Consider the following 19318-nt stretch of genomic DNA (forward strand, 5'->3'; position numbering starts at 1 on the left):
TCGGGGTTCCACGAAATGCCCGGCCGCATGCAAAGATCGCATTCCCTACGTCCCGGGAACCTCCATGACTCCTTTAGCGATCACCCTCCGTAACTCGCTGCTGTCCGTCGCGCTGGCCAGCGCCTGCGCCGGCGCCTTCGCCGCGGACGCCATGCCCAAGCAGGATTTCCTCGCGGCGCACATCGACAGCTCGGTCGATCCGGGCGTGGATTTCTTCCAGTACGCCAACGGCGCCTGGCTGAAGGCGCATCCGATCCCGACGTCCGAGGCAGCCTGGGGTATCGGCAACGAGGTGGACGACGAGCTGTATGCGCGGCTGCGCGGCATCAGCGAGGCGGCGGCCGGACAGAAGGCCGCGCCGGGCAGCGACCAGCAGAAGATCGGCGACTTCTGGGCCACCGCCATGGACGTGGCGAAGGCCGATCGGCTGGGCACGCGGCCGCTGCACGCCGAGCTGGCCCGCATCGACGCCATCGCCTCGCCCGCGGGCGTGCTCGACACGGTGTTCGCGTTCAAGCCGATCGGCGTCGGCGCGTTGTTCCGCATCGGCATCGGCCAGGACGACAAGGACAGCGCCACGATGGCGGTGCAGATCCGCCAGGGCGGCCTGGGCCTGCCCAATCGCGACTTCTACTTCAACCCGGAAGCGGGCGTGGCCAAGGTCCGCGGCGCGTACGTCCAGCACATGGCGCGCACCTTCGCGCTGCTCGGCCGCGACCCGGCCGCCGCCAAGGCCGCGGCCGCGAAGGTGATGGCGTTCGAAACGGCGCTGGCCAAGGCCTCGCGCAAGCTCGAGGAGCTGCGTGATCCGGAGAAGAACTACAACAAGATGACGCCGGCGGACTTCACCGCCAAGTACACGCCGTCCATCGACTGGAGCGCGCGGCTGGCCGCCTGGGGCATCCGACCCTCCTACGTGGTCGTCGGCCAGCCGGAGTTCTTCGCGGCCGAGGACCGCCTGCTTCGCGGGACGCCGCTGCCGGTGCTCAAGGACTACCTGCGCTATCACCTGGTCGACGACTACGCACCGTTCCTTTCCACCGCGCTGGACGGGGAGCACTTCGATTTCCACGGCCGCGCGATGTCCGGCCAGCAGGAGCAGCGCCCGCGCTGGAAGCGCGCGCTGGACGAGGAAAACGACGCCATGGGTATGGTGCTCGGGCGCATCTTCGTCAGGCAGTATTTCCCGCAGGCGTCCAAGCAGCGCTACCAGGCGATGGTCGAGGCGGTGCGCGGCACCTTCCACGACCGCATCGAGCGGCTGGACTGGATGGGCGCCGACACCAAGGCCAAGGCGCTGGCCAAGCTCGCCGCGGTCACGCCCAAGGTCGGCTATCCGGACAAGTGGAAGGACTATTCGGCACTCGAGGTCGGGCGCGAGTCCTATGCGGCGAACGTGATGTCGGCGCGCCGCTGGGAGTTCCAGGACAACCTGTCCAAGTTCGGCAAGCCGGTCGACCGCACCGAATGGGACATGACCCCGCAGACCTACAACGCCTACTACAACCCGTCCAACAACGAGATCGTGCTGCCGGCGGCGATCTTCATGGTGCCTGGCGTGCCCGACGATCAGGTGGACGATGCGGTCGCCTACGGCTACGTGGCGGCCAGCACGATCGGCCACGAGATCACCCATGGCTTCGACGACGAGGGCCGCCAGTACGACGCGCAGGGCAACCTGTCCGCCTGGTGGTCGGCGCAGGACGCCGCCCGCTTCAACGCCGCCGCGCAGGTGATGGTCAAGCAGTTCGATGCCTACGAGCCGCTGCCGGGCCTGCACATCAACGGCAAGGCCAGCCTGGGCGAGAACATCGCCGACTACGGCGGCGTGCTGCCCGGCCTGGAGGCGTTCGAGAAGACCGCGCAGTTCAAGGAAGGCAAGGCGATCGGCGGGCTGACCCCGACCCAGCGTTACTTCCTCGGCTACGCGCTGGGCTGGATGAGCCAGCAGCGCCAGCAGCAGCTGCGCCAGCGCCTGCTGTCGGACGTGCATGCGCCGGCCAAGTGGCGCGTGCTCGGCCCCATGTCGAACATCCCCGCGTTCTACGAGGCGTTCGGTGTCAAGCCCGGCCAGCCGATGTGGCGCGCGCCGCAGGATCGGGTGCGAATCTGGTAGGGCGAGAGCGGCCGGGGTCCGCGCGTAAAGCGCGTACTGCGGCCCGGGCACACCGTTCAAGGCGAGGCAGGCCAGCGCCAGACTGCAAGTGACGACCTCGCCGTGGTTTCCGTCGCTGTCGCTCAGCGCCAGTCGTCCCAACTGCCTGCGTCGGCGCCGGCCATCCCGATGCGGCCACCGCGATAGACCTGCGGCTTGAAGAACGCGAGGCCGTGGATCGCCAACGTCCGGAAAGAGGAGTCAGCGTGATGGGCATCGCGCCGCAGTGCCGCAAGCGGCTGGGATGGCTAGCGGAGCTCCCGGTACGGATGTCCAAGGGGATCGAGGCCGACCTCGGGGGCGCGCAATCCGGGATTGCGCGCCCGTTGGTCAGGCGCGTCCCGGGCTAGTGCTGATCGTCCCTGTCATGGTCCGACGGCGGGTGGTCGTCGCCGTGGTGCGCGTCCGTGCGGTGGCCTGCTGGCGCGTGGTCGCCGGGCGGGCGGCCGGCGGGCACGTCGCGCGGCTCCACGGTCGGAGTCGTTGCGGGCGACCGCTGCAACTGCTGCTCCGGCTCGTGCGGCGGCAGGTGCCGGTCGTCGGGCACATGGGGCGGCGCACGGTCCGGCATCGGCTCGGCCCGGCGGTAGGGCACGGGGGCGGCGTGCCTGTCGTCGCGGTCGTGGTAGTCGCGGTCGTGGTCGCCGCGGTTGTCCTCCCTGCGCTGCGGGTGCGACCAGGGCTGGCGCGAAGGCGGCGGCGGCGCGTGGTGCGGCGGCGGATTGTGATACCAGCGCTCGCGTTCGCGGTAGAACGGCCGGTCGACGTAGTAGCGGTCCCAGTACGTCACGATGGAGAACGAAACGATCGGGATGCCGAGACGCTCGCCGTACGCGGGAACCAGCACCGGCTGGTTGTCATACTCGTCCTGGATGAAGTTGCCGGCCACCCAGCCGCGCTCGCCGTCGAACACCACGTCGCACCATTCCCAGCCGTCCGTGCAACCCTCGATGCCGATGGGCGCACCCGCCGGAATCATGTCCACCGCCGGATAGTCGATGTCCGGCCCGGCGCGCAGCGTGGCGTCGCCGGTCACGTAGCCGTCCGCGGCCATGGACTGCACCGGAACGCCCACCAGCAGCGCCAGTGCGCCGTACCAGGCAAATCGCTTCATGGTTGCTCTCCTTATCGCAGGTTGGCCGCCCCTGGCCGGCCCGGCCAGCCTGTCCCGGCCAAACGGCGGCGCAAGCGCGCAGGCCGCGAGGGTTTATCCCTCATCCAGCGTGGTGGGGCGGGGGTGACGAAAACCCCAAATCCGGGTCAACCGGGCACGGCAAAAACGGCCGCTCCTGGTCGATGTACTGGGTTTTCGGCCACAGGCCCTTACGGGCCCGAGGTGGCCCTCTCAAAAGCGGCAGGGCGCCGAACGGGTCAGACCCCGGCCTCGCTCAGCCTTCGGCCAACGCCGCTTCGCGCCCCTGCTGGCGGATGGCCGCTTCCTCGCGGGCATCGATGATGGACTGCATCACGCTGTCGACGTCGACGATGCCTTCGTCGAACGCGAAGCGCCCGGTCAGTTCGCTCTCCGGCTGCAGCTCACCTTGTTCGAACAGCGCCCACATTTCCTCGGCGTAATACGTATCGAGGAGTTCCGGGGCGAAGCGCGAGAGGTTGATGGTGATGTTGCTCACGTCGCGCCGCAGCATGGTGCGGGCGGCGTTGTTGCCGGAGGCGCTGACCACTTGGGGCAGGTCGATGATCACCGGGCCGTCGGGCGCCACCAGGACGTTGTACGGGGAGAGGTCGCCATGGATGATGCCGACGCAAAGCATGCGCACGATCTGGCGGATCAGGATGCCGTGGTATTCGCGGGCGAGGTCGGCGGACAGCTCCACCTCGCCCAGCCGCGGGGCCGAGTGGCCGTGGGCGTCGGTGATCAGCTCCATCACCAGCACGCCGTTGAAGTAGCCGTGAGGCTGCGGCACGCGCACGCCGGCGCCGGCGAGCAGATACAGCGCGTCGACCTCGGCATTCTTCCAGGCCGCTTCGGCCTCCTTGCGGCCGAACTTGCTGGCCTTGCCGATCGCCCGCGCCTGCCGGCTGCCGCGCACCTTGCGACCTTCCTGGTATTGCACGCGCTGCTGGAAACTGCGCTGGGCCATGTCCTTGTAGACCTTGGCGCAGCGCACGTCCTCGCCGGAGCGAACGATGTAGACGGAGGCCTCCTTGCCGCTCTTGAGCGGACGCAGGACCTCGTCGATGACGCCGTCGTCGATGAGTTCGAGCAAGCCGGTGGGGGTTTTCATAAGCAGGTTGGGGCTAAGGGAAGCGTCGATTATGACGGGTTCGGTACGCCTGCCGGGCAGTCGTCTGCCTGGACGGCGTCGGGTGCCGCGCCTGCTCCGCCGAAGCCATGGGAGGGGCGAGGGTGTAGGATGCGTCGATCTGCGGCCTGTGTGCGCTGTCCCTGGTCGCCCGACGTCGGAAGCGCCGCCAGGCGATTCCGTTCGCTACGACACTTCTCGCCGCTCCGCTCGCTTGCCCGCATCGCTTGTGTCGGCGGCCACTTCGAGCGTATGCCGCCCGCAGCACGAGCATCGCCGCACGGCGGTGGCTACTTACGACTTAGCTCCCCAGAGGACTTCCCGATTGGCCAAGATCAACTATGCATTCGAAAAACGTCAGCGCGAGATCGCCAAGAAGAAACAGCAGGACGAGAAACAATCCAAGAAGCGCACCGTAAGCGAGGGCGACAAGCCGGCCGATCCACCGCGCGATCCGCCGCGCCGTTGACCGCGGCCGCTCGATAGCATCGGCGGCGCACCAAAAAGAAAAGCCCGGCACCGGGCCGGGCTTTTCCTGGAACGTGCGGCCGTCGCTTAGAGCGGCTGCACCTGGTCGGCCTGCAGGCCCTTCGGGCCCTTGGTCACGATGAAGGACACCTTCTGGCCTTCCTGCAGGCTCTTGAAGCCGGAGGCGGTGATCGCACGGAAGTGGACGAACACGTCATCGCCGCTGGCGCGGCTGATGAAGCCGAAGCCCTTGGCATCGTTGAACCACTTGACGGTACCGGTTTCGGTCTGGGACATCGTTGTATCTCCTTGGAACGGGTGAAGGCCGCGTGGCGCGGCAGGAGCTGGTCGCAAGGAGGAAACGGGTACAACGGTGTAGTGGAACTGCGTTCTACAGCATCGGGCCACAGTTCGGTGACCCCTGAAACTCAGCGCGGCCACATTAATGGCTGTCGCGCCGCGAAGCAAATGTTTTCGAGCGCCAGCATTCAGCCTGGTGCGGTTTCAGCCTCGGGACGAGCTGCCGGCAGCCATGCCGAGGGGCGCCGAAGCGCCCCCCGTTTCGCACTGCATTGGAAGGGTCAGTCGTTCTTGTGGCTCTGCTCACCGGCTTTCACATGCTGCTCGTGGCTGCCCCCTTGGCTGCCGCGGTTGCCGGAAGAGCTTCCGCCGGCCGACTTCGACTTGTCGTCGTTCTTGTGGCTCTGCTCGCCTGCCTTGACGTGCTGCTCGTGAGAGCCGCCACGCTCGTGCGAGCCGCCACGGTTGTCGTTGCTATTGGGCATTTCCGATCTCCGATCTGAAGAAAAACGACGCGGTGGTTACCGCGCCGGGATCACCATCCGACAACCGGCCTTACGCTGGAGTGAGGATGAAGTCACGAGCGCCAGCATGTTTGGCGAGGGTCGCCGACGTCGTACAGTCGAGTCCGCAGGATGCGCGTGGAAGCGGAGCTATTCGCCGCGCACCGGACTGCCAACGCCTTCGCTACGGCGGTCGCGCTTGGCTTCGTACATCGCTCGGTCCGCGCGTGCCAGGAGCGTGTCCGGGTCGCTCCCGCCGTCCGGGAAGCAGGCGATGCCTATGCTGGCATCGAGATGGAACGTGCCCTCCGGCAGGTCGAACGGCAGCCTGAGGCAGGCGCGCAGACCTTCGGCCACGGTGCCGGCGGCCTGCACGTCGCCGCAGCCGGGAAGCAGGGCGACGAACTCATCGCCGCCGATGCGGGCCATCAGGTCGTCCTGGCGCAGGCCCTTGTGCAGGCGCCGCCCGGCTTCGCGCAACAGGCGGTCGCCCACGTCGTGTCCGTATCGGTCGTTGATGCGCTTGAACCCGTCCAGGTCCAGGTAGAGCACGGCCAGGCCGTTCTCCGTCCGGGATGCGTGCTCGAGGGCGTACTGCAGTTCGTGCTGCAGCCGGTGGCGGTTGGGCAGCCCGGTGAGCGGATCGTGGGTGGCGCGGTGCTCGAGTTCGCGCTCGGCGCGGCGCAGCTCGGTCACCTCGTGCGCCACGCCGAGGCGCACGCCGTATTCGGGCAGCCAGCGGGCCGACCACTGGATGTCCACACTGTGGCCATCCTTGTGGATGTAGCGATTGCGGAAGTTGAGCTGCGGCACCCCGTTCATGACCTTTTCGGCCTGTTGCATGGTCGTCGCGCGGTCGTCGGGGTGGACTAGCCGGAAGATCGGCTGCCCGATCACCTCCACGGGCGCGTAGCCCAGGATGCGTCCGAAACCCGCGCTGACGAAGAGCACCTGACCCTGGGCGTCGACGACGCAGACCGCGTCGGGCATCAGGTCCAGCAACTCGGCGGGCGTGGGGAGCTTTGGGATCATGAAGGTCAGGGTTCGCGTTTGCAGGCGCAAGGCTATCGGTCCCAAGCCAAGCAAGAAAGAGGCCAGCAACTGGCGAGGAACGACGACCCAACGTTGACGCGCATGTGGCCCGCTGCGCAAGGCTCATCCACGCTACATCGGCCCGCGCTCGACCTGGCGCTCGCGCTGCATCAGCGTCCATTCGGCGTGTTCGGTCAGCGCCGCGTGGCCGAGCGCGCGCAGGATGGCGCGCTGTTCCGCGGAATTGGCCGCACGGTCCAACGCGGTGCGCGCGGCACCGAAGATGCGTTCCATGAAGCGATACTGCTTGAGCAGCACCTTGTCCGCCTTGCGGTAGGCATAGGCCTCGCGCACCGCGGCGATGATGGAGAGGATGCCCATCAGCGCCACCAGCGAGCCCTTGATCTGCTCGTCCAGGCGCAGCGCGAAGATCGCCAGCAGCACGCTGATCGAGACGCCGCCCCACAGGCTCAGCGCGCCCAGGGCTTCGGTGACGCGGTGCAGGCCGGCGCACTCGATGCTCTTGCGCTCGTAGTAATGCAGCTGGCCGGACCGGCCGGAGCGGCCCACCCATTCGTCGATGACGCAGGCCAGCGCCGCCGCATCGGCCGCGGGCGCGTGGCTGGGAGGCAGGCCGGCCGCGCGCATGACGTTGCGGATCCAGCCCAGTTCCACGTTCTGCTTCTGCAGGAAATCGTCGTGTGCGAAGGCGTAGTCCCGCGTCAGCGAGATGCCGGCCCGGCGCCAGTAGGACTGGATGCGCAGGCCTTCGGCCAATGCGCGGTAGTCCAGGTACTTGCGGTGCCAGCCGCGCCGGTTGGCCACGGCGGCGACCGCCATGCCCAGCGCGAACAGCACCAGGAACAGATAGATCAGGCCGTTCTGCGCGCGGAAGTGCGCGTAGCAGGTGAAGGCGGCGCCCATCAGCGCCGCCAGGGTGTAGATGGTGCGCATCGACAACAGCACGCGGCGCTGGTAGTGCACCGCCAGCCAGTCGGCCTCGCGGAAGGTGCGGTCGATGCCCATGTCGGCGGCGGCATCGCCGGCAGGTGCGGGCGCCGTTCCGATCGCGGCCGCGTGCGCCTTGCAGTCGGCGTTGAACTCGGCCATGTGCTCGAACATCAGCCGGAACAGCGCCGGCATGGCCGGTTCGGGCGCGTCGGCCGCCGCATGGCACCAGTGCGCCGTCACCGGCGGGCGCTGGCCTTCCGGCACGTCGGCGCGGGCGCAGCGGATGTGGAACAGCAGCCGCTCGTCGCCCGCGCCGAGGATGTGGCGCGGGTCGCGCTCCTGGCCAGGCGGCCCGGGCAGGGTGCCGGTAAGGTGGTAGCGCACGATCTGCGCGGTGCCGCCGATCCGGTCGGAGGGCTGCTCGTCCCAGATCGCCAGCAGGATGTGGCAATGGCTGGCGATGTACACCCCGGCCTGTGCGTACTGCCGGTCGCGCGCGTCGCCGGGGTTGCTGATCTCGTGGCGCGTGTGGCCCTGCCGGGTCGGCAGCACGATCGTCTCGGCCCGCGCGCACAGCGCCTCGAAGGCCTCGCGCGAGGCGGCACCGGCGAAGTCCTCCTCGTACAGCGCGGGCGGCAGCGGAAGCGGCGCGATGAGCCGCGCGCCGACCCGCAGCCCCTCCTCGGCGACCAGGCGGTCACCGCCTTCGGCCAGTGCGGAGAGCACGACCAGCGGCAGGCCCGGGAAGGCCTGCTGCAGTTCACCAAGGAACGTGCGCACGCGCAGGCGGATGGTCTCCGTGTCCCCGGGTGGCAGGTCGCGATGGCTGGTCACGCCGATCACCAGAGGCGTCATGGAAGCTCCCGGCTCCAGGATGCGCCGCGCTGGCCGGCGCGTGCCCGCGGCCCCGCGCCGCTTGCCGGCGGCGCGGGGCGAGGGTGCTCAGTTGTTCTTGATCGATGGGTGGGTGGTGGTGTCGGGCGTCAGCGTGCCGGAGAACTGGGGTTCGGCAAGCGGGGCCTGCTCGTCGGATGGCGAGTCGGGGGTGAGCTCCGGCGTGGGAGCCTGGGGTTCGCGTGGCTGGGACATGATTGCCTCCGCTGGGCGGGCGGCCGGGGACGGCCGCGGCTTGCGTGTACGTCGCGGGCCGTTACGGCCCGGTGACGCGGGCGCGAGGGTGGTCAGTTGTTCTTGATGGAGGGGTTGGTGTTGGTGCCGGTGGTGTCGAGCGTGGAGTAGGTCTGGCCATCGAGCGCCACGCTCAGGCGGTAGACCCAGTCGCCGCTGCTGGCCGCATTTTTGTTGAGGTCGGTCATCTGCATGCTTTTGCCGTTGGACGACGGTTCGGCCGGCCCGAAGATGCCGTCGGGTGGCGTGTCCACCCAGGCGAGCGGCTGCAATTGCCCGTTGGCGGCATCGCCCTCCAGCTGCCACACGATCGTCTGCGGCTGCGCGCTGCGGTCGATGTGGTTGGCATTGCCGTTCTGGTCGATGTCGACCGTCCAGGGCTGGGTCGATTTGTCCAGGGTGACGCGAAGCAGGTGCTCCATGGCGTTCTCCTTTGCTGGCGGGGGGAAATCGCGGTGTTCTTCAGCGCACATCGGCCAAGGCTGCGCCGTCGAGCGCGTCGCGCAGGCGTTGTGCGAAGGCCGGGTTGGGCGGGAAGGGGATGCGGGCCTGGCGCAGCTCCTGCATGAGCGCCGCGTCGCGGTAGCCGGACGCCCAGAGCTGGCGCGCGAGCGGCTGCGCCTCGGCGGTCCGGTCCAGCGCGAGCAGCGCGTCCACGCGCAGCGCGAGCAGGCGTACGTCGGCCGCGCCGCCGCGCACGCCGGCCAGGCGTTGCAGCGCCTTCTCGCGCAGTCGGCGGGCGCCGGCCGCGTCCTGCAGCTCGGCCAGTTGCAGGTCGGCGCGGGCGCTGGCGAGCAGCAGCGTGCGTTCTTCCGGCTGCCTGGCGAGCTGCGCCGCGAGCACGCGTGACGCAGCGCGTGCGTCGATCAGCGCCGCGCCCCGCGCGCCGCCGGCGAGCAGCACGGCGGCCCGTTCGGTCTGCGCCTGTGCCAGGTCCTGCTGCCAGTCGGTGTTGTCGGGATCGTGACGCGCGAGGGTCTGCAGCGTCGCGACTGCGCGCGCCAGCAGGCTGGCGGCGGTGCGGGAATCGCCCTGCATTCGCCGCAGCCGTCCGAGTTGGGTGGCGTAGAGGCCCACCTTGTCCTGGAAGTTCGCCTGCGCCGGGTCGAACCGGTGCAGATTCTCCGCGGTGGACAAGGCCTGGCTCAGCGCATCGGCGGCCCGCCCGTCCTCGCCGGCCAGCAGCAACGTACGGCCGAGGATGCCGCGCACCCGGGCCATGTTCTCGCGCTGGTCGTTGTCGTTCGGCCGGGCATTGGCCAGCCGCGTTTCGATCGCATCGTCGGCGGCGTATTCCGTGATCGCCTGGAGCAGCTGCCCCTGCACGAGCGCGAGCTTGCCGAGGTTGTTGTGCGCCTCGCCCAGGTGTTCCAGCCACTCGCGCCTGGGCGAGGGCTGCAGGGCGAGCCGGCGGCAGCGCTCGAGCATGCGACGGTAGTGCGCGCCGGCCTCGTCCAGCCGGCCGCGCGCTTCGAACACGTGGCCGATGTCGTTGTCCAGCGTGCTCAGTTCGAACAGCACCTGCGGGTCGCCGCCCGCCTCCGCGCCCATGCGCTCGAGCGTGGACTGCGCGCCACCGAAGGCCCGCGCCGCCTCGTCCAGGTCGCCGCGGTACCAATCGGCCATGCCGATGAACGCCTGCACGCGTGCGTAGGCGATCTGCCGCTCGCGGTCGGACGGCGCCGCCTCGGCCAGCCGGCGCGCGAGCGGGGCGGCCGCCCCGAAAGCGCTTGCCGCCGGCGCGAGCTGGCCCTGGTCCATGCGCACGCTGCCGATCTTTTCCAGCGCCTTGACGCGCTGCTCGAGCGCCTCGTCGGTGACGTCGGTCGCCGGCAGCGAGTGGAAGTAGGCCATCGCCTTGTCGTCGACCGCTTCCATGATGTCCAGCCGCTGCACCTGCGCGAGCTTGTCGTTGAGGTCGCCGAGCATGAAGCCGACCAGATCCTCGGCCTGCTTCTGGCGGCGCTCGGCGGCGTGGCGGGCGAGCACGGCCTCGATCGCCAGCAGGCTGGTCACCAGCATCACCGCCGTGGCCAGCGCAGCTATCGCGGTCAGCCGGCGGTTGCGCCGCTGCAGCTCGCGCCGGCGCAGCTGATCCAGTTCCAGATCCAGCAGCCCGGCGATCAGCTTGAGCCTTGCGCTGGGTTTGCCGTCCTTGCCCGGGCGCACGTCGGCGGCGAGGGGTTCGGCGCCGCCCTGGCGCAACGCGGGCGGCAGGCATTCCTCCGGCGCGCCGGCATTCGGTTCGCCGGCGACGATCAGGCAGAAGATGCGATCGCCCCGGCCCAGGCGCTGGAACGTCTCCAGTTCCTGCTCGACCCAGTGCGAGGCCGCCGCGGCCGGTGAGCAGATCACGATGAGGTTGGCGGACTGGCGTAGCGCTTGCGCGACCTTGTCGCCCAGATCGGGCGAGCTGGCCAGTTCATCGCGGTCGCGGAAGATCGGCGCGAGGCGGCGGGTCACCGTGCCGGCGCGGGTTTCCTTGCCCACCAGCCGCGTGGGTACGCGGTAGGTTTCCAGGCCACGGTGCAGCCACTCCGCCCACGCCTTGTCGTGGTGGCTGTAGCTGATGAAGGCGCGGTACCGGTACGCCTGTGCGTGGAATGCCTGGTCCATGACGCCGACCCCGATGCGGTCGCTGGCGGCTGAGCGAACCTAGCACCGCGGGCGTGACGGTCCGCTCACGGGCACCGTTGCCTTCGCCCACCGCCCGCCGCGGCTACCTGCCTGCGTGGCGCCCGTATTCCGCCGTCCGCCTGCCAGGGGCTTTGGCCATGCTTGCCGCTTCGCCACGGAGTCCGCCATGTCCTTACGCGTCCTGCCCGCCCTCGCAGTGGCCTTCGGCCTGATCCTCGCGCCTGCAGTGACGCGCGCAGCCCAGCCCTCGGGCAAGCCGCCCCAGGCCATCTACGGCCAGCAATGGAATGCGCCGCAGAAGCCTTTCCGCATCTACGGCAACACCTGGTACGTGGGCCCGCATGGCCTCTCGGCGTTGATCGTCGATACGGGCCACGGGCTGGCCTTGTTCGACGGCGACCTGCCCGCATCCGCGGCGCTGATCGAGGCGAACATCCGCACGCTCGGGTTCCGCGTGCGCGACGTCAAATGGATCCTCAACTCGCACGCCCACGCCGACCATGCCGGCGGCATCGCCGCGTTGCAGCGGGACAGCGGGGCGCAGGTGCTGGCCAGTGCGCAGGGCGCGCCCGCGCTGGAGCTCGGCGGAGCCGACCCGAGCGACCCGCAGTACAGCCTGGCGCTGACGTATCCCGCCGTCGAACATGTGAGGCCCGTGCGCGACGGCGAAACCCTGCAACTGGGCGACGTGGCGATCACCGCGCACTACACGCCCGGCCACACCCCCGGGAGCACGTCGTGGACCTGGGACTCGTGCAGCGAAGGCCACTGCCTGCACATGGTCTACGCGGACAGCCTCACCGCGCTCGGATCCTCCGTATTCCGCTACAGCGACCACCCGCAGCAGATGAACACATTCCGCCGGTCGATCGCCATCGTGGCCGCACTCCCTTGCGACATCCTGCTGACGCCACACCCCGACGCCAGCGGCTTCTGGCAGAAAGTGGCGCGGCGCAAGTCCGACACCGACAGCGCGCCGCTGGTCGATGCGGGCGCGTGCCGCGCCTACGCCGCGACCGCCACCGAAAAGCTCGATGCGACGCTGGCAGGAGAGCGGGCGAAGAAGTAGCAGGGTGAGAGCCTGGCGCGCACTCGCAAAGCACCCACGCCCGCGGTACGTGGCGCCACCGTTGTTTACACGCCTGGATTCGTGCCCGTAAACACCGCCAGCTGCGCGGCGAATGCGCGCTTGTAGGCGGGACGCGCTTCGCCGCGGGCGACGTAGGCGGCGAGGTTGGGGTACTCGTCGAGCAGGCCGGAGGCCTTCAGCCGGAGCAGCACGCCCACCATCATCAGGTCGCCGGCGCTGAAGGCGCCATCCAGCCAGTCGGCGTCGGCGAGCCGAAGCGAAAGCTCGCCCAGCCGCTGGCGAATGCGGTCCTTGATCAGCGGCAGGCGTTGTTCGGACCAGGGCTTGTCGCCCTCGGCGAACTTCGCCGTCTGGAGCTCGAGGATCGGCGCTTCCATGGTATTGAGCGCGGCGAACATCCATGCAATGGCCCGCGCCCGGGCGTCCGCGCCCTCGGGCAGCAGGCCGGCGTGGCGTTGCGCCAGGTGCAGCACGATGGCGCCCGACTCGAACAGGACCAGGTCGCCTTCCTCATAGGTCGGTATCTGCCCGAACGGATGAAGCGCGCGATGGGCGGGCTCCTTCATTGCCTTGAAGGAGAGCAGCCGGACCTCGTAGGGCTTGCCCACTTCCTCGAGCGCCCAGCGGACGCGCATGTCGCGCGCTAGCCCCTGGCCGCGATCGGGCGAATGTTCGAAGGCGGTGATGGTCGGTGTCATCGATAGGTTCCCAGGTGATGTCATGGTCATTCGGTGCATGGCAGGGTGCGGGCCGGCGAGCGGTATCGTCACACCGCGAGCCGCCACACCGATCGCAGGTTCTTCCAACGAGGCCACAAGCGCGGCATCAGCCGCGCCGCGCGGCCTCGATCGCGGCGATGTCGATCTTGGTCATTTTCATCATGGCATCGAACGCGCGCTTGGCCGCGGCCGCGTCGGGGTCGGTGACCGCGGCGGTCAGCGCGCGCGGGGTGATCTGCCACGAAAGGCCCCAGCGATCCTTGCACCAGCCGCAGGCGCTGGGCTGGCCCCCGTTGCCGATGATCGCGTCCCACAGACGGTCGGTTTCGGCCTGGTCGTTGGTGGCCACCTGGAACGAGAAAGCCTCGGTCTGCGGGAACCCCGGGCCGCCGTTCAGGCCCAGACACGGGATGCCCATGACCGTGAACTCGACGGTCAACACGTCGCCCTGTTGCCCTGCCGGATAATCGCCCGGCGCGCGATGCACTGCGCCCACGGCACTGCCTGGAAACGTCTGGGCGTAGAAGGTGGCGGCGTCCAGGGCGGTGCCGTCGTACCAGAGGCAGATCGTGTTCTTGGCGGTCATTGCGCGTCTCCAGGTTCAGGTCACGGTGCCCCTTATGCCTGCGACGAACGACCAGCGCAAAAATCGACAACGACCCTGGGGCCACGATCACGCGTGGCCCGCCTCATCCGCGGCAGCCTGGGTCGCCGGGCTGCGCGGTTGCCTTTTTTCTTGTGTCAGCGGACGGGCACCATCAGGTGCCGGTAGGGCGTGCCCGACCACATGACATAGGGCGCGTCGGTCTGGGGATCGGCCAGTTTCGGGTACTGGTCGTAGAAGGCGTCGTCCGCGCCGACCACCATGACGTGCGGGCCGGTCCTGATCCAGTGCTTCGAGCCGGGCGTCTTGGCATATGGATCGGTGTTGCTAGCGTCGGTGCCGCCCTCGAGCATGTACATCAATCCGACCTGGCCGGCCGGCGGTGTCGCATGGGTCAGCCAGGCATGCATCCAGGCCATCGCCGCCTTGTCGGCGCACATCGGGTCGGGGCCGGGCGTGGCGGGTGCATCGGGAATACAGGTGAAGCCATTGGTGCCCTGGCGCAGGGTGCGCATGCTGCCGTCGGGGGCGACGGCCATGACGGTGGCGTGCGGCCCCACGCCTGCGGGCGCCGCGCGCATGGCGCTTGCGATGAGCTTGGCATCGCTGGCTGCCTCGGGGTGGGCAGCTTGCACTGCGCCGGCGGCCAGGAGTGTGGTGGCAAATACGAGCGGGGCGATCGAAGTGCGCATGGCAACCTCCCGTAACAACTGGCACGGCCAGTCCGGGGTTCCCGAGCGAAGCGTGTCCCCCCTTGCGTTACCTGCGGATCAAGCGCGGGTCATGGAGCGGTGGTATCGACCGCTGCCGGCTTCCCGCGGACAACTCGGATGCTGATGACGCCGGCCGGGACGTGCCACCGCGGGCCGGGCACGACCGTGCGATAGGCGGCTGCGCGTGGATCCCGGGCTGGATGCTAGGCTGCCGCTTCATCCGGAGCGGCAGGAGCAGGCGATGTACAAGTCACGTCGTTGGATCGCATGCGGCCTGCTGCTGGCATGCGCCATCGGACCGGCCTTCGGCGGAGGCAGTGCCGACGAGGCGGCGGCCATCCGCCAGGTGATGGCCGCCCAGCAGGCAGCGTGGAACCGCGCCGACGTCGAGACTTTCATGCAGGGATACAAGGACGCGCCCGACACCACCTTCGTCGGCCGCTCCGTCCGCAAGGGCTATCGCGCGATTCTCGAAAGCTACCGCCGGCACTATGCCGGCAAGGCGCAGATGGGCCGGCTCACCTTTTCCGATATCGACGTGCGGCTGCTTCCCTGCGCCCATGGCGAGGCGCGCTATGCGGCGGTAACCGGCCGCTTCCATCTCGACCGCACGGCGCACGGCGAGGTTGCGCAGGACGACGGCGTGTATTCGCTGCTGTGGGAGAAGACCGCGCAGGGCTGGAAGATCATCCTGGACCATTCCAGCTGAGCGCCCGGCGGCGCGGGTTCAGGCGCGCCGATCGAGCCGGAAGACGTCGGTAGCCATGGCGCTCAGGCCCTGTTCGGCCCAGCCCGGATCGTCGGCGTAGATGTCGCGGTGTTCCAGCATCGTGACCTGCCAGTCGCGTCCGTAAAGCTCCCGCACTTCCGTCGGCGGCACGGCGAAGGGTGGGCCGTCCATTTCGTCGGGCGGATAATCGAGCGTGATCACCAGGCCGCGGCAACCCTCAGGCAGGCGCCCGTAGACCGACTGGGCGTATTGCCTGCGCATCGGTGCGGGCAACGCGATCAGCGCGGCACGGTCGTAGACGGCGCGGCAACCGGCCAGGGTCGCATCGTCCAGGTCGAACACGTTGCCCTGGATGATCTCGATGTCGCCCGCGACGTAGTGCTCGCCGCAGGCCGAAACATGCTGCTGCGGCCGCAGCCGATGTTCGGCGAAGAAGGCCTGCACCGCCAAGGGCGATAGTTCCACGCCCAGCACGCGCAGGCCCTGTGCCGCCAGCCAGACCATGTCCAGCGTCTTGCCGGCCAAAGGCACCAGGACGCGGCTGCCGCGCGGCACCTCCAGCGCAGGCCAGTGCTTGCGCAGCAGCGGCATGACGTCGGTGCGGTGGAAGCCGGTGCGGCCTTCGCGCCAGCGCTCGAGCCAGAAGTTTGCATCCATGGCGTTCTCCCGATGAAGTCCGTCGATTGTGCGTAGGCCGGCTCCCGCTGCCTAGGCATTCCCTGGCGCGCCGACGGGTGAATGGTCGTAAATCCTGCCCCTTATTTTGCGCCGACCCGACGTTGTCGCCGGTCGGTAGTTATCCGGCCAGTCGTTATCCGGCCAGTCGTTACCTTTGCGAAAGGCAGTAGCCCGCACAGGCAGAGTGATCGACGGAGGCCATCGTGGACGAGGGCCTCTTTTTTTCGGTTGCGACATACGGCGCGTCCAGTGCGGCGTGCGCGTAGCGCCGACGATCGGCGCGGTCACACCAGCTGGCGCAGCAGCCAGGCCCGGGCGACCCGTGCACGCGTGGCGCCGAGCCGAGTGGCCACGTCACCCATACGGTCGGCCACCACGCTATCAGCCTCGCGCGTGGTGGCCTACAGGTCATCGCCTCAGTGGGTAGAACTGCCGCGCACGGTGCCGGGTTCGTCCTCCCAGGATGCGCGCCAGGCATCCACGCGCCAGCGGGCCCCAACCCACACGCTACCCGCCCAACGTCACCACCGGCGCGAACCCGCCGAAGATCATCCGCTTGCCGTCGAAGGGCATCGGGGTGTCGGGGCCGATGCGCGGGTCCTCCATGACCTTCTTCATGCCGGCGTCGCGGCTGGCTTTGTCCGGCCACTCGATCCACGAGAACACCACCGTCTCCTCCGCCGTGGCCTTCACGGCGCGATGGAAGTCGGTGAGCTTGCCCTCGGGCACGTCGTCGCCCCAGCACTCGCAGATGCGGGTCGCGCCGAACTCGAGGAACAGCTCGTCGAAACGCCTGGCGTGATCGATGAACTGCTGCTTGTTGGCCGTGGGCACGGCGATGACGAAGCCGTCGATATAGGACATGGGGATCCTCCTGCGTTTCGCTCAGGCGGAATGCCTGCGCCTTAGGGAAGCCCCGGAGTGGATGCGGCGCCGAAGGCTAACCGGCGACGCACCGAGATCAGGGCTACCCATCGCGACGAACCGGCTATGGCGGAATCGACACCCCGCCCGGTCATCAGGCGGCCTCGCGCCTCCACAGATGCTCCCAGCCGAGCCCGCGGAAGCAGGGGCCGGTGGTCGCCTCGGAGAACTTGATGTCGTTGTAGCGCGCGTTCCATTCCATGATGCGCGGCCGCTCCTGCCGGTCGATGCACAGGTCCCAGCCCAGGCAGAGCATGTGCGGGCAGCTCTGGTGCAGCGTCTTGCACAGCTCTGCCGCCTCGTCGTAGCGCGGGATCGCCTGGCCGGCGAAGCGGAAGCCGGTGTCGGGGTGGGTTTCCGTGCGCTGCCAGTCGTGCAGGTAGCCGGTGTCGCCCAGCGTGCCGCGCGCGGCATCCACGGCCACGCGTACGTGGCTGCGGCAGCTCACGATGTCGTCGCTGGCGCGGCCCAGCCGCAGGTAGGCGGCCTTCACCGCGATGCGGCCGTCGAGCTCGCGCGCGGTGGTGATGCGCAGCGTCGCGGTGGAGCGCGGGCTCATCGCGGCGAAGAAATCGTGCTGGTGGATCGGCGCCTGGAACACGCCATCCGGAAGCCGGACCGCGCCGCCCGCAGGAAAATCCGCCCGCGTCATGAAGGTCACGCTGCGGCCCTGGTAGGAGTTGTCGGCCTTGAACACGGTGCGCTCGTCCTGGGCGAACAGGATCTCGGGCAGCTCCGCCGCCGAGACCGGACGGTAATCGCGTGCGTAGAAGATGCCGTCGATCACGTAGGCGAGGTCCGGCAGCGCGTCGGTGTCCAGGATGCGGTTGGTGAAGGACTTGACCAGCGCGACCTTGGCCACCTCGCCGCCCTTGAGCGGATCGACCACCAGGCCGTAGTAGTTGTCCGGAATCCAGCCTTCGCGGAAGCCACCGCTGACGGCGGTGTAGACCTGCAGCCAGGGCGCGTAGCGGGCGCTGCCCAGCACTTCCCGCGCGTACTCGTCCGCGCGACGGACGTGCGCCTTGTTGGTCAGTCCGCGCTGGCGCTCCACCGCGCGAAGCACGGTGTGTGCTTGGTGGTTGGAATGGATCTGGCGCAGCTCCGTGAAGACGCGGGCGGCGGCGGCGGCAGTGGAGTTCTTCAGCGATGTGGGCGAGAGGGGCATCCTGCGCTCCTTACGGTGGACGGCCGGGCAGGGCGGATGACCTGCGGAATGCGCCTGCGCGGGCGTCACCATGGTCGTCCGCGCCCACGGCAGGTGGCCACGCGTGATACCGGGGCGGTCCTCAAGAGGCCGTGAAAGAGCGTGGCGCGCGCCGCCTCAGCCCGCTTCGGCGCGCCGGGGCAGCTTCCAGCCGGGCCGCACGAAGTGGCAGGTGTAGCCGGTGGGGTAGTGCTGCAGGTAGTCCTGGTGCTCGGGCTCGGCCTCCCAGAAATCGCCGGCCGGCTCGACTTCGGTCACCACCTTGCCGGGCCACAGGCCGGAGGCGTCCACGTCGGCGATGGTGTCCTCGGCGACGCGCCGCTGCTCCTCGCTGGTGAAGTAGATCGCCGAGCGGTAGCTGCTGCCGCGGTCGTTGCCCTGCCGATCGGGCGTGCTCGGGTCGTGGATCTGGAAGAAGAATTCCAGCAACTGGCGGTAGCTGATGCGCTGCGGGTCGAACAGGATCTCCACCGCCTCGGCGTGGCTGCCGTGGTTGCGGTAGGTGGCGTTGCGCACGTCACCGCCGGAGTAGCCCACGCGGGTGGAGATCACGCCCGGCTGCTGGCGCAGCAGTTCCTGCACGCCCCAGAAGCAGCCGCCGGCAAGGATCGCTCGTTCATTCATGGCGTGGCCCTCTGCTCGAACAGTTTGCGGTAGTCGCCGTAGCCCTCGCGCTCCAGGTCATCGAGCGGCACGAATCGCAGCGAGGCGGAGTTGATGCAATAGCGCAGGCCGCCGGTCTCGCGCGGGCCGTCCGGGAAGACGTGGCCCAGATGGCTGTCGCCGTGGCTGGAGCGAACCTCGGTGCGGACCATGCCATGACTCATGTCGCGCTTCTCGACCACGTGCGCCGGCTCGACCGGGCGGCTGAAGCTGGGCCAGCCGCAATGGCTGTCGAACTTGTCCAGCGAAGTGAACAGCGGCTCACCCGATACCACGTCCACGTACAGGCCCGGCTCGCGGTGATCGTTGAAGGCGTTGTCGAAGGGCCGCTCGGTGCCGTTCTGCTGGGTCACGCGGAACTGCTCGGGCGTGAGGCGGGCGAGCGCCTCGGGCGTCTTGCGGTAGTCGGGCATGGGCGGCCTCTCGGGATGCGTCGGCGTGTGCGGGAGGACATGGGGGCGGGCCGATGCCATCCAAGCGTGGGCAAGAAAAAGACGGCCCGCCTCGCGGCGGGCCGTAACGATCACCGCAACCGGCGGCTCCGGCGCAAGG

Annotated in this window: 21 protein-coding genes; 4 read left to right on the forward strand and 17 right to left on the reverse strand. The window is 69.0% G+C overall.

Annotated features, from left to right (window positions below; all coding sequences use genetic code 11):
* The first annotated feature begins 64 nt into the window (after positions 1–64).
* Positions 65–2116 carry a M13 family metallopeptidase gene (locus tag VGU65_RS13595; RefSeq protein ID WP_327476573.1) on the forward strand — a complete coding sequence of 684 codons (2052 nt, stop codon included), beginning with the start codon at positions 65–67 and terminating at the stop codon, positions 2114–2116.
* 385 nt (positions 2117–2501) lie between these two features.
* Here the strand turns inward: VGU65_RS13595 and VGU65_RS13600 are convergent, their stop codons facing one another.
* Entirely contained in the window at positions 2502–3269 is a 768-nt protein-coding gene (locus VGU65_RS13600) for an SH3 domain-containing protein (RefSeq protein ID WP_327476575.1), read from the reverse strand.
* Positions 3270–3543: 274 nt separating this feature from the next.
* Positions 3544–4401: a PA4780 family RIO1-like protein kinase gene (locus VGU65_RS13605; protein ID WP_327476577.1), complete on the reverse strand. Its 858-nt coding sequence runs from the start codon at positions 4399–4401 to the stop codon at positions 3544–3546.
* Positions 4402–4744: 343 nt separating this feature from the next.
* On the opposite strand from VGU65_RS13605, the gene VGU65_RS13610 reads away from it, so the two are divergent.
* Entirely contained in the window at positions 4745–4888 is a 144-nt protein-coding gene (locus tag VGU65_RS13610) for a hypothetical protein (RefSeq protein ID WP_327476579.1), read from the forward strand.
* Positions 4889–4974: 86 nt separating this feature from the next.
* On the opposite strand, the gene VGU65_RS13615 is transcribed toward VGU65_RS13610, so the two are convergent.
* The 7 genes from VGU65_RS13615 to VGU65_RS13645 all read right to left on the reverse strand — a co-directional run bounded on the left by VGU65_RS13615 (position 4975) and on the right by VGU65_RS13645 (position 11417).
* On the reverse strand, positions 4975–5184 hold the full coding sequence (locus tag VGU65_RS13615) for a cold-shock protein (RefSeq protein WP_327476581.1): 210 nt from the start codon (positions 5182–5184) through the stop codon (positions 4975–4977).
* A 284-nt stretch (positions 5185–5468) separates the two neighbouring features.
* A complete protein-coding gene (locus VGU65_RS13620) occupies positions 5469–5672 on the reverse strand; it encodes a hypothetical protein (RefSeq protein WP_327476583.1) in 204 nt (67 codons plus the stop codon).
* 168 nt (positions 5673–5840) lie between these two features.
* Positions 5841–6722: a diguanylate cyclase domain-containing protein gene (locus VGU65_RS13625; RefSeq protein WP_327476585.1), complete on the reverse strand. Its 882-nt coding sequence runs from the start codon at positions 6720–6722 to the stop codon at positions 5841–5843.
* Between the two features lie 132 nt (positions 6723–6854).
* Entirely contained in the window at positions 6855–8528 is a 1674-nt protein-coding gene (locus VGU65_RS13630; protein ID WP_327476587.1) for a hypothetical protein, read from the reverse strand.
* An 87-nt stretch (positions 8529–8615) separates the two neighbouring features.
* Positions 8616–8762, reverse strand: a complete 147-nt coding sequence (locus VGU65_RS13635; RefSeq protein WP_327476589.1) for a hypothetical protein — start codon at positions 8760–8762, stop codon at positions 8616–8618.
* Between the two features lie 92 nt (positions 8763–8854).
* Positions 8855–9223, reverse strand: coding sequence for a hypothetical protein (locus VGU65_RS13640; protein WP_327476591.1), 369 nt, complete (start codon positions 9221–9223; stop codon positions 8855–8857).
* Positions 9224–9263: 40 nt separating this feature from the next.
* Positions 9264–11417: a TIR domain-containing protein gene (locus VGU65_RS13645; protein ID WP_327476593.1), complete on the reverse strand. Its 2154-nt coding sequence runs from the start codon at positions 11415–11417 to the stop codon at positions 9264–9266.
* Between the two features lie 187 nt (positions 11418–11604).
* On the opposite strand from VGU65_RS13645, the gene bla reads away from it, so the two are divergent.
* Positions 11605–12507, forward strand: a complete 903-nt coding sequence (gene bla / locus VGU65_RS13650) for a subclass B3 metallo-beta-lactamase (protein ID WP_327476594.1) — start codon at positions 11605–11607, stop codon at positions 12505–12507.
* A 65-nt stretch (positions 12508–12572) separates the two neighbouring features.
* Here bla and VGU65_RS13655 read toward each other — a convergent pair whose 3' ends face one another.
* The 3 genes from VGU65_RS13655 to VGU65_RS13665 all read right to left on the reverse strand — a co-directional run bounded on the left by VGU65_RS13655 (position 12573) and on the right by VGU65_RS13665 (position 14543).
* A complete protein-coding gene (locus tag VGU65_RS13655) occupies positions 12573–13226 on the reverse strand; it encodes a glutathione S-transferase family protein (RefSeq protein WP_327476595.1) in 654 nt (217 codons plus the stop codon).
* A 127-nt stretch (positions 13227–13353) separates the two neighbouring features.
* Positions 13354–13833, reverse strand: a complete 480-nt coding sequence (locus VGU65_RS13660; protein ID WP_327476596.1) for a VOC family protein — start codon at positions 13831–13833, stop codon at positions 13354–13356.
* A gap of 155 nt (positions 13834–13988) precedes the next feature.
* Positions 13989–14543: a hypothetical protein gene (locus tag VGU65_RS13665; protein WP_327476598.1), complete on the reverse strand. Its 555-nt coding sequence runs from the start codon at positions 14541–14543 to the stop codon at positions 13989–13991.
* Between the two features lie 262 nt (positions 14544–14805).
* Here VGU65_RS13665 and VGU65_RS13670 point away from each other — a divergent pair, with 262 nt between their 5' ends.
* On the forward strand, positions 14806–15273 hold the full coding sequence (locus VGU65_RS13670) for a YybH family protein (protein ID WP_327476600.1): 468 nt from the start codon (positions 14806–14808) through the stop codon (positions 15271–15273).
* Between the two features lie 18 nt (positions 15274–15291).
* On the opposite strand, the gene VGU65_RS13675 is transcribed toward VGU65_RS13670, so the two are convergent.
* The 5 genes from VGU65_RS13675 to msrB form a co-directional block, all read right to left on the reverse strand.
* Positions 15292–15951, reverse strand: coding sequence for a thiopurine S-methyltransferase (locus tag VGU65_RS13675; RefSeq protein ID WP_327476601.1), 660 nt, complete (start codon positions 15949–15951; stop codon positions 15292–15294).
* 528 nt (positions 15952–16479) lie between these two features.
* Positions 16480–16836, reverse strand: a complete 357-nt coding sequence (locus VGU65_RS13680; RefSeq protein WP_327476603.1) for a DUF1428 domain-containing protein — start codon at positions 16834–16836, stop codon at positions 16480–16482.
* Between the two features lie 154 nt (positions 16837–16990).
* Entirely contained in the window at positions 16991–18064 is a 1074-nt protein-coding gene (locus VGU65_RS13685) for a sugar-transfer associated ATP-grasp domain-containing protein (RefSeq protein ID WP_327476605.1), read from the reverse strand.
* A gap of 156 nt (positions 18065–18220) precedes the next feature.
* Complete coding sequence (gene msrA, locus VGU65_RS13690) at positions 18221–18727, reverse strand: peptide-methionine (S)-S-oxide reductase MsrA (RefSeq protein WP_327476607.1); 507 nt, start codon at positions 18725–18727, stop codon at positions 18221–18223.
* Complete coding sequence (gene msrB, locus VGU65_RS13695) at positions 18724–19179, reverse strand: peptide-methionine (R)-S-oxide reductase MsrB (RefSeq protein ID WP_327476609.1); 456 nt, start codon at positions 19177–19179, stop codon at positions 18724–18726. Before msrB ends, msrA begins: the two co-directional genes overlap by 4 nt.
* Between the last annotated feature and the right edge of the window lie 139 nt (positions 19180–19318).

Source organism: Frateuria sp., assembly GCF_035943815.1.
Classification (GTDB): Bacteria; Pseudomonadota; Gammaproteobacteria; order Xanthomonadales; family Rhodanobacteraceae; genus Frateuria_A.

What these genes read in the sequence shown, in the direction of transcription:
- VGU65_RS13675 (WP_327476601.1), bottom strand. Translation starts at nt 15,951, where the DNA reads ATGGATGCAAACTTCTGGCTCGAGCGCTGGCGCGAAGGCCGCACCGGC.
- bla (WP_327476594.1), top strand. Translation starts at nt 11,605, where the DNA reads ATGTCCTTACGCGTCCTGCCCGCCCTCGCAGTGGCCTTCGGCCTGATC.
- msrA (WP_327476607.1), bottom strand. Translation starts at nt 18,727, where the DNA reads ATGAATGAACGAGCGATCCTTGCCGGCGGCTGCTTCTGGGGCGTGCAG.
- msrB (WP_327476609.1), bottom strand. Translation starts at nt 19,179, where the DNA reads ATGCCCGACTACCGCAAGACGCCCGAGGCGCTCGCCCGCCTCACGCCC.
- VGU65_RS13615 (WP_327476581.1), bottom strand. Translation starts at nt 5,184, where the DNA reads ATGTCCCAGACCGAAACCGGTACCGTCAAGTGGTTCAACGATGCCAAG.
- VGU65_RS13630 (WP_327476587.1), bottom strand. Translation starts at nt 8,528, where the DNA reads ATGACGCCTCTGGTGATCGGCGTGACCAGCCATCGCGACCTGCCACCC.
- VGU65_RS13625 (WP_327476585.1), bottom strand. Translation starts at nt 6,722, where the DNA reads ATGATCCCAAAGCTCCCCACGCCCGCCGAGTTGCTGGACCTGATGCCC.
- VGU65_RS13640 (WP_327476591.1), bottom strand. Translation starts at nt 9,223, where the DNA reads ATGGAGCACCTGCTTCGCGTCACCCTGGACAAATCGACCCAGCCCTGG.
- VGU65_RS13670 (WP_327476600.1), top strand. Translation starts at nt 14,806, where the DNA reads ATGTACAAGTCACGTCGTTGGATCGCATGCGGCCTGCTGCTGGCATGC.
- VGU65_RS13685 (WP_327476605.1), bottom strand. Translation starts at nt 18,064, where the DNA reads ATGCCCCTCTCGCCCACATCGCTGAAGAACTCCACTGCCGCCGCCGCC.
- VGU65_RS13620 (WP_327476583.1), bottom strand. Translation starts at nt 5,672, where the DNA reads ATGCCCAATAGCAACGACAACCGTGGCGGCTCGCACGAGCGTGGCGGC.
- VGU65_RS13595 (WP_327476573.1), top strand. Translation starts at nt 65, where the DNA reads ATGACTCCTTTAGCGATCACCCTCCGTAACTCGCTGCTGTCCGTCGCG.
- VGU65_RS13635 (WP_327476589.1), bottom strand. Translation starts at nt 8,762, where the DNA reads ATGTCCCAGCCACGCGAACCCCAGGCTCCCACGCCGGAGCTCACCCCC.
- VGU65_RS13680 (WP_327476603.1), bottom strand. Translation starts at nt 16,836, where the DNA reads ATGTCCTATATCGACGGCTTCGTCATCGCCGTGCCCACGGCCAACAAG.
- VGU65_RS13605 (WP_327476577.1), bottom strand. Translation starts at nt 4,401, where the DNA reads ATGAAAACCCCCACCGGCTTGCTCGAACTCATCGACGACGGCGTCATC.
- VGU65_RS13645 (WP_327476593.1), bottom strand. Translation starts at nt 11,417, where the DNA reads ATGGACCAGGCATTCCACGCACAGGCGTACCGGTACCGCGCCTTCATC.
- VGU65_RS13660 (WP_327476596.1), bottom strand. Translation starts at nt 13,833, where the DNA reads ATGACCGCCAAGAACACGATCTGCCTCTGGTACGACGGCACCGCCCTG.
- VGU65_RS13655 (WP_327476595.1), bottom strand. Translation starts at nt 13,226, where the DNA reads ATGACACCGACCATCACCGCCTTCGAACATTCGCCCGATCGCGGCCAG.
- VGU65_RS13665 (WP_327476598.1), bottom strand. Translation starts at nt 14,543, where the DNA reads ATGCGCACTTCGATCGCCCCGCTCGTATTTGCCACCACACTCCTGGCC.
- VGU65_RS13600 (WP_327476575.1), bottom strand. Translation starts at nt 3,269, where the DNA reads ATGAAGCGATTTGCCTGGTACGGCGCACTGGCGCTGCTGGTGGGCGTT.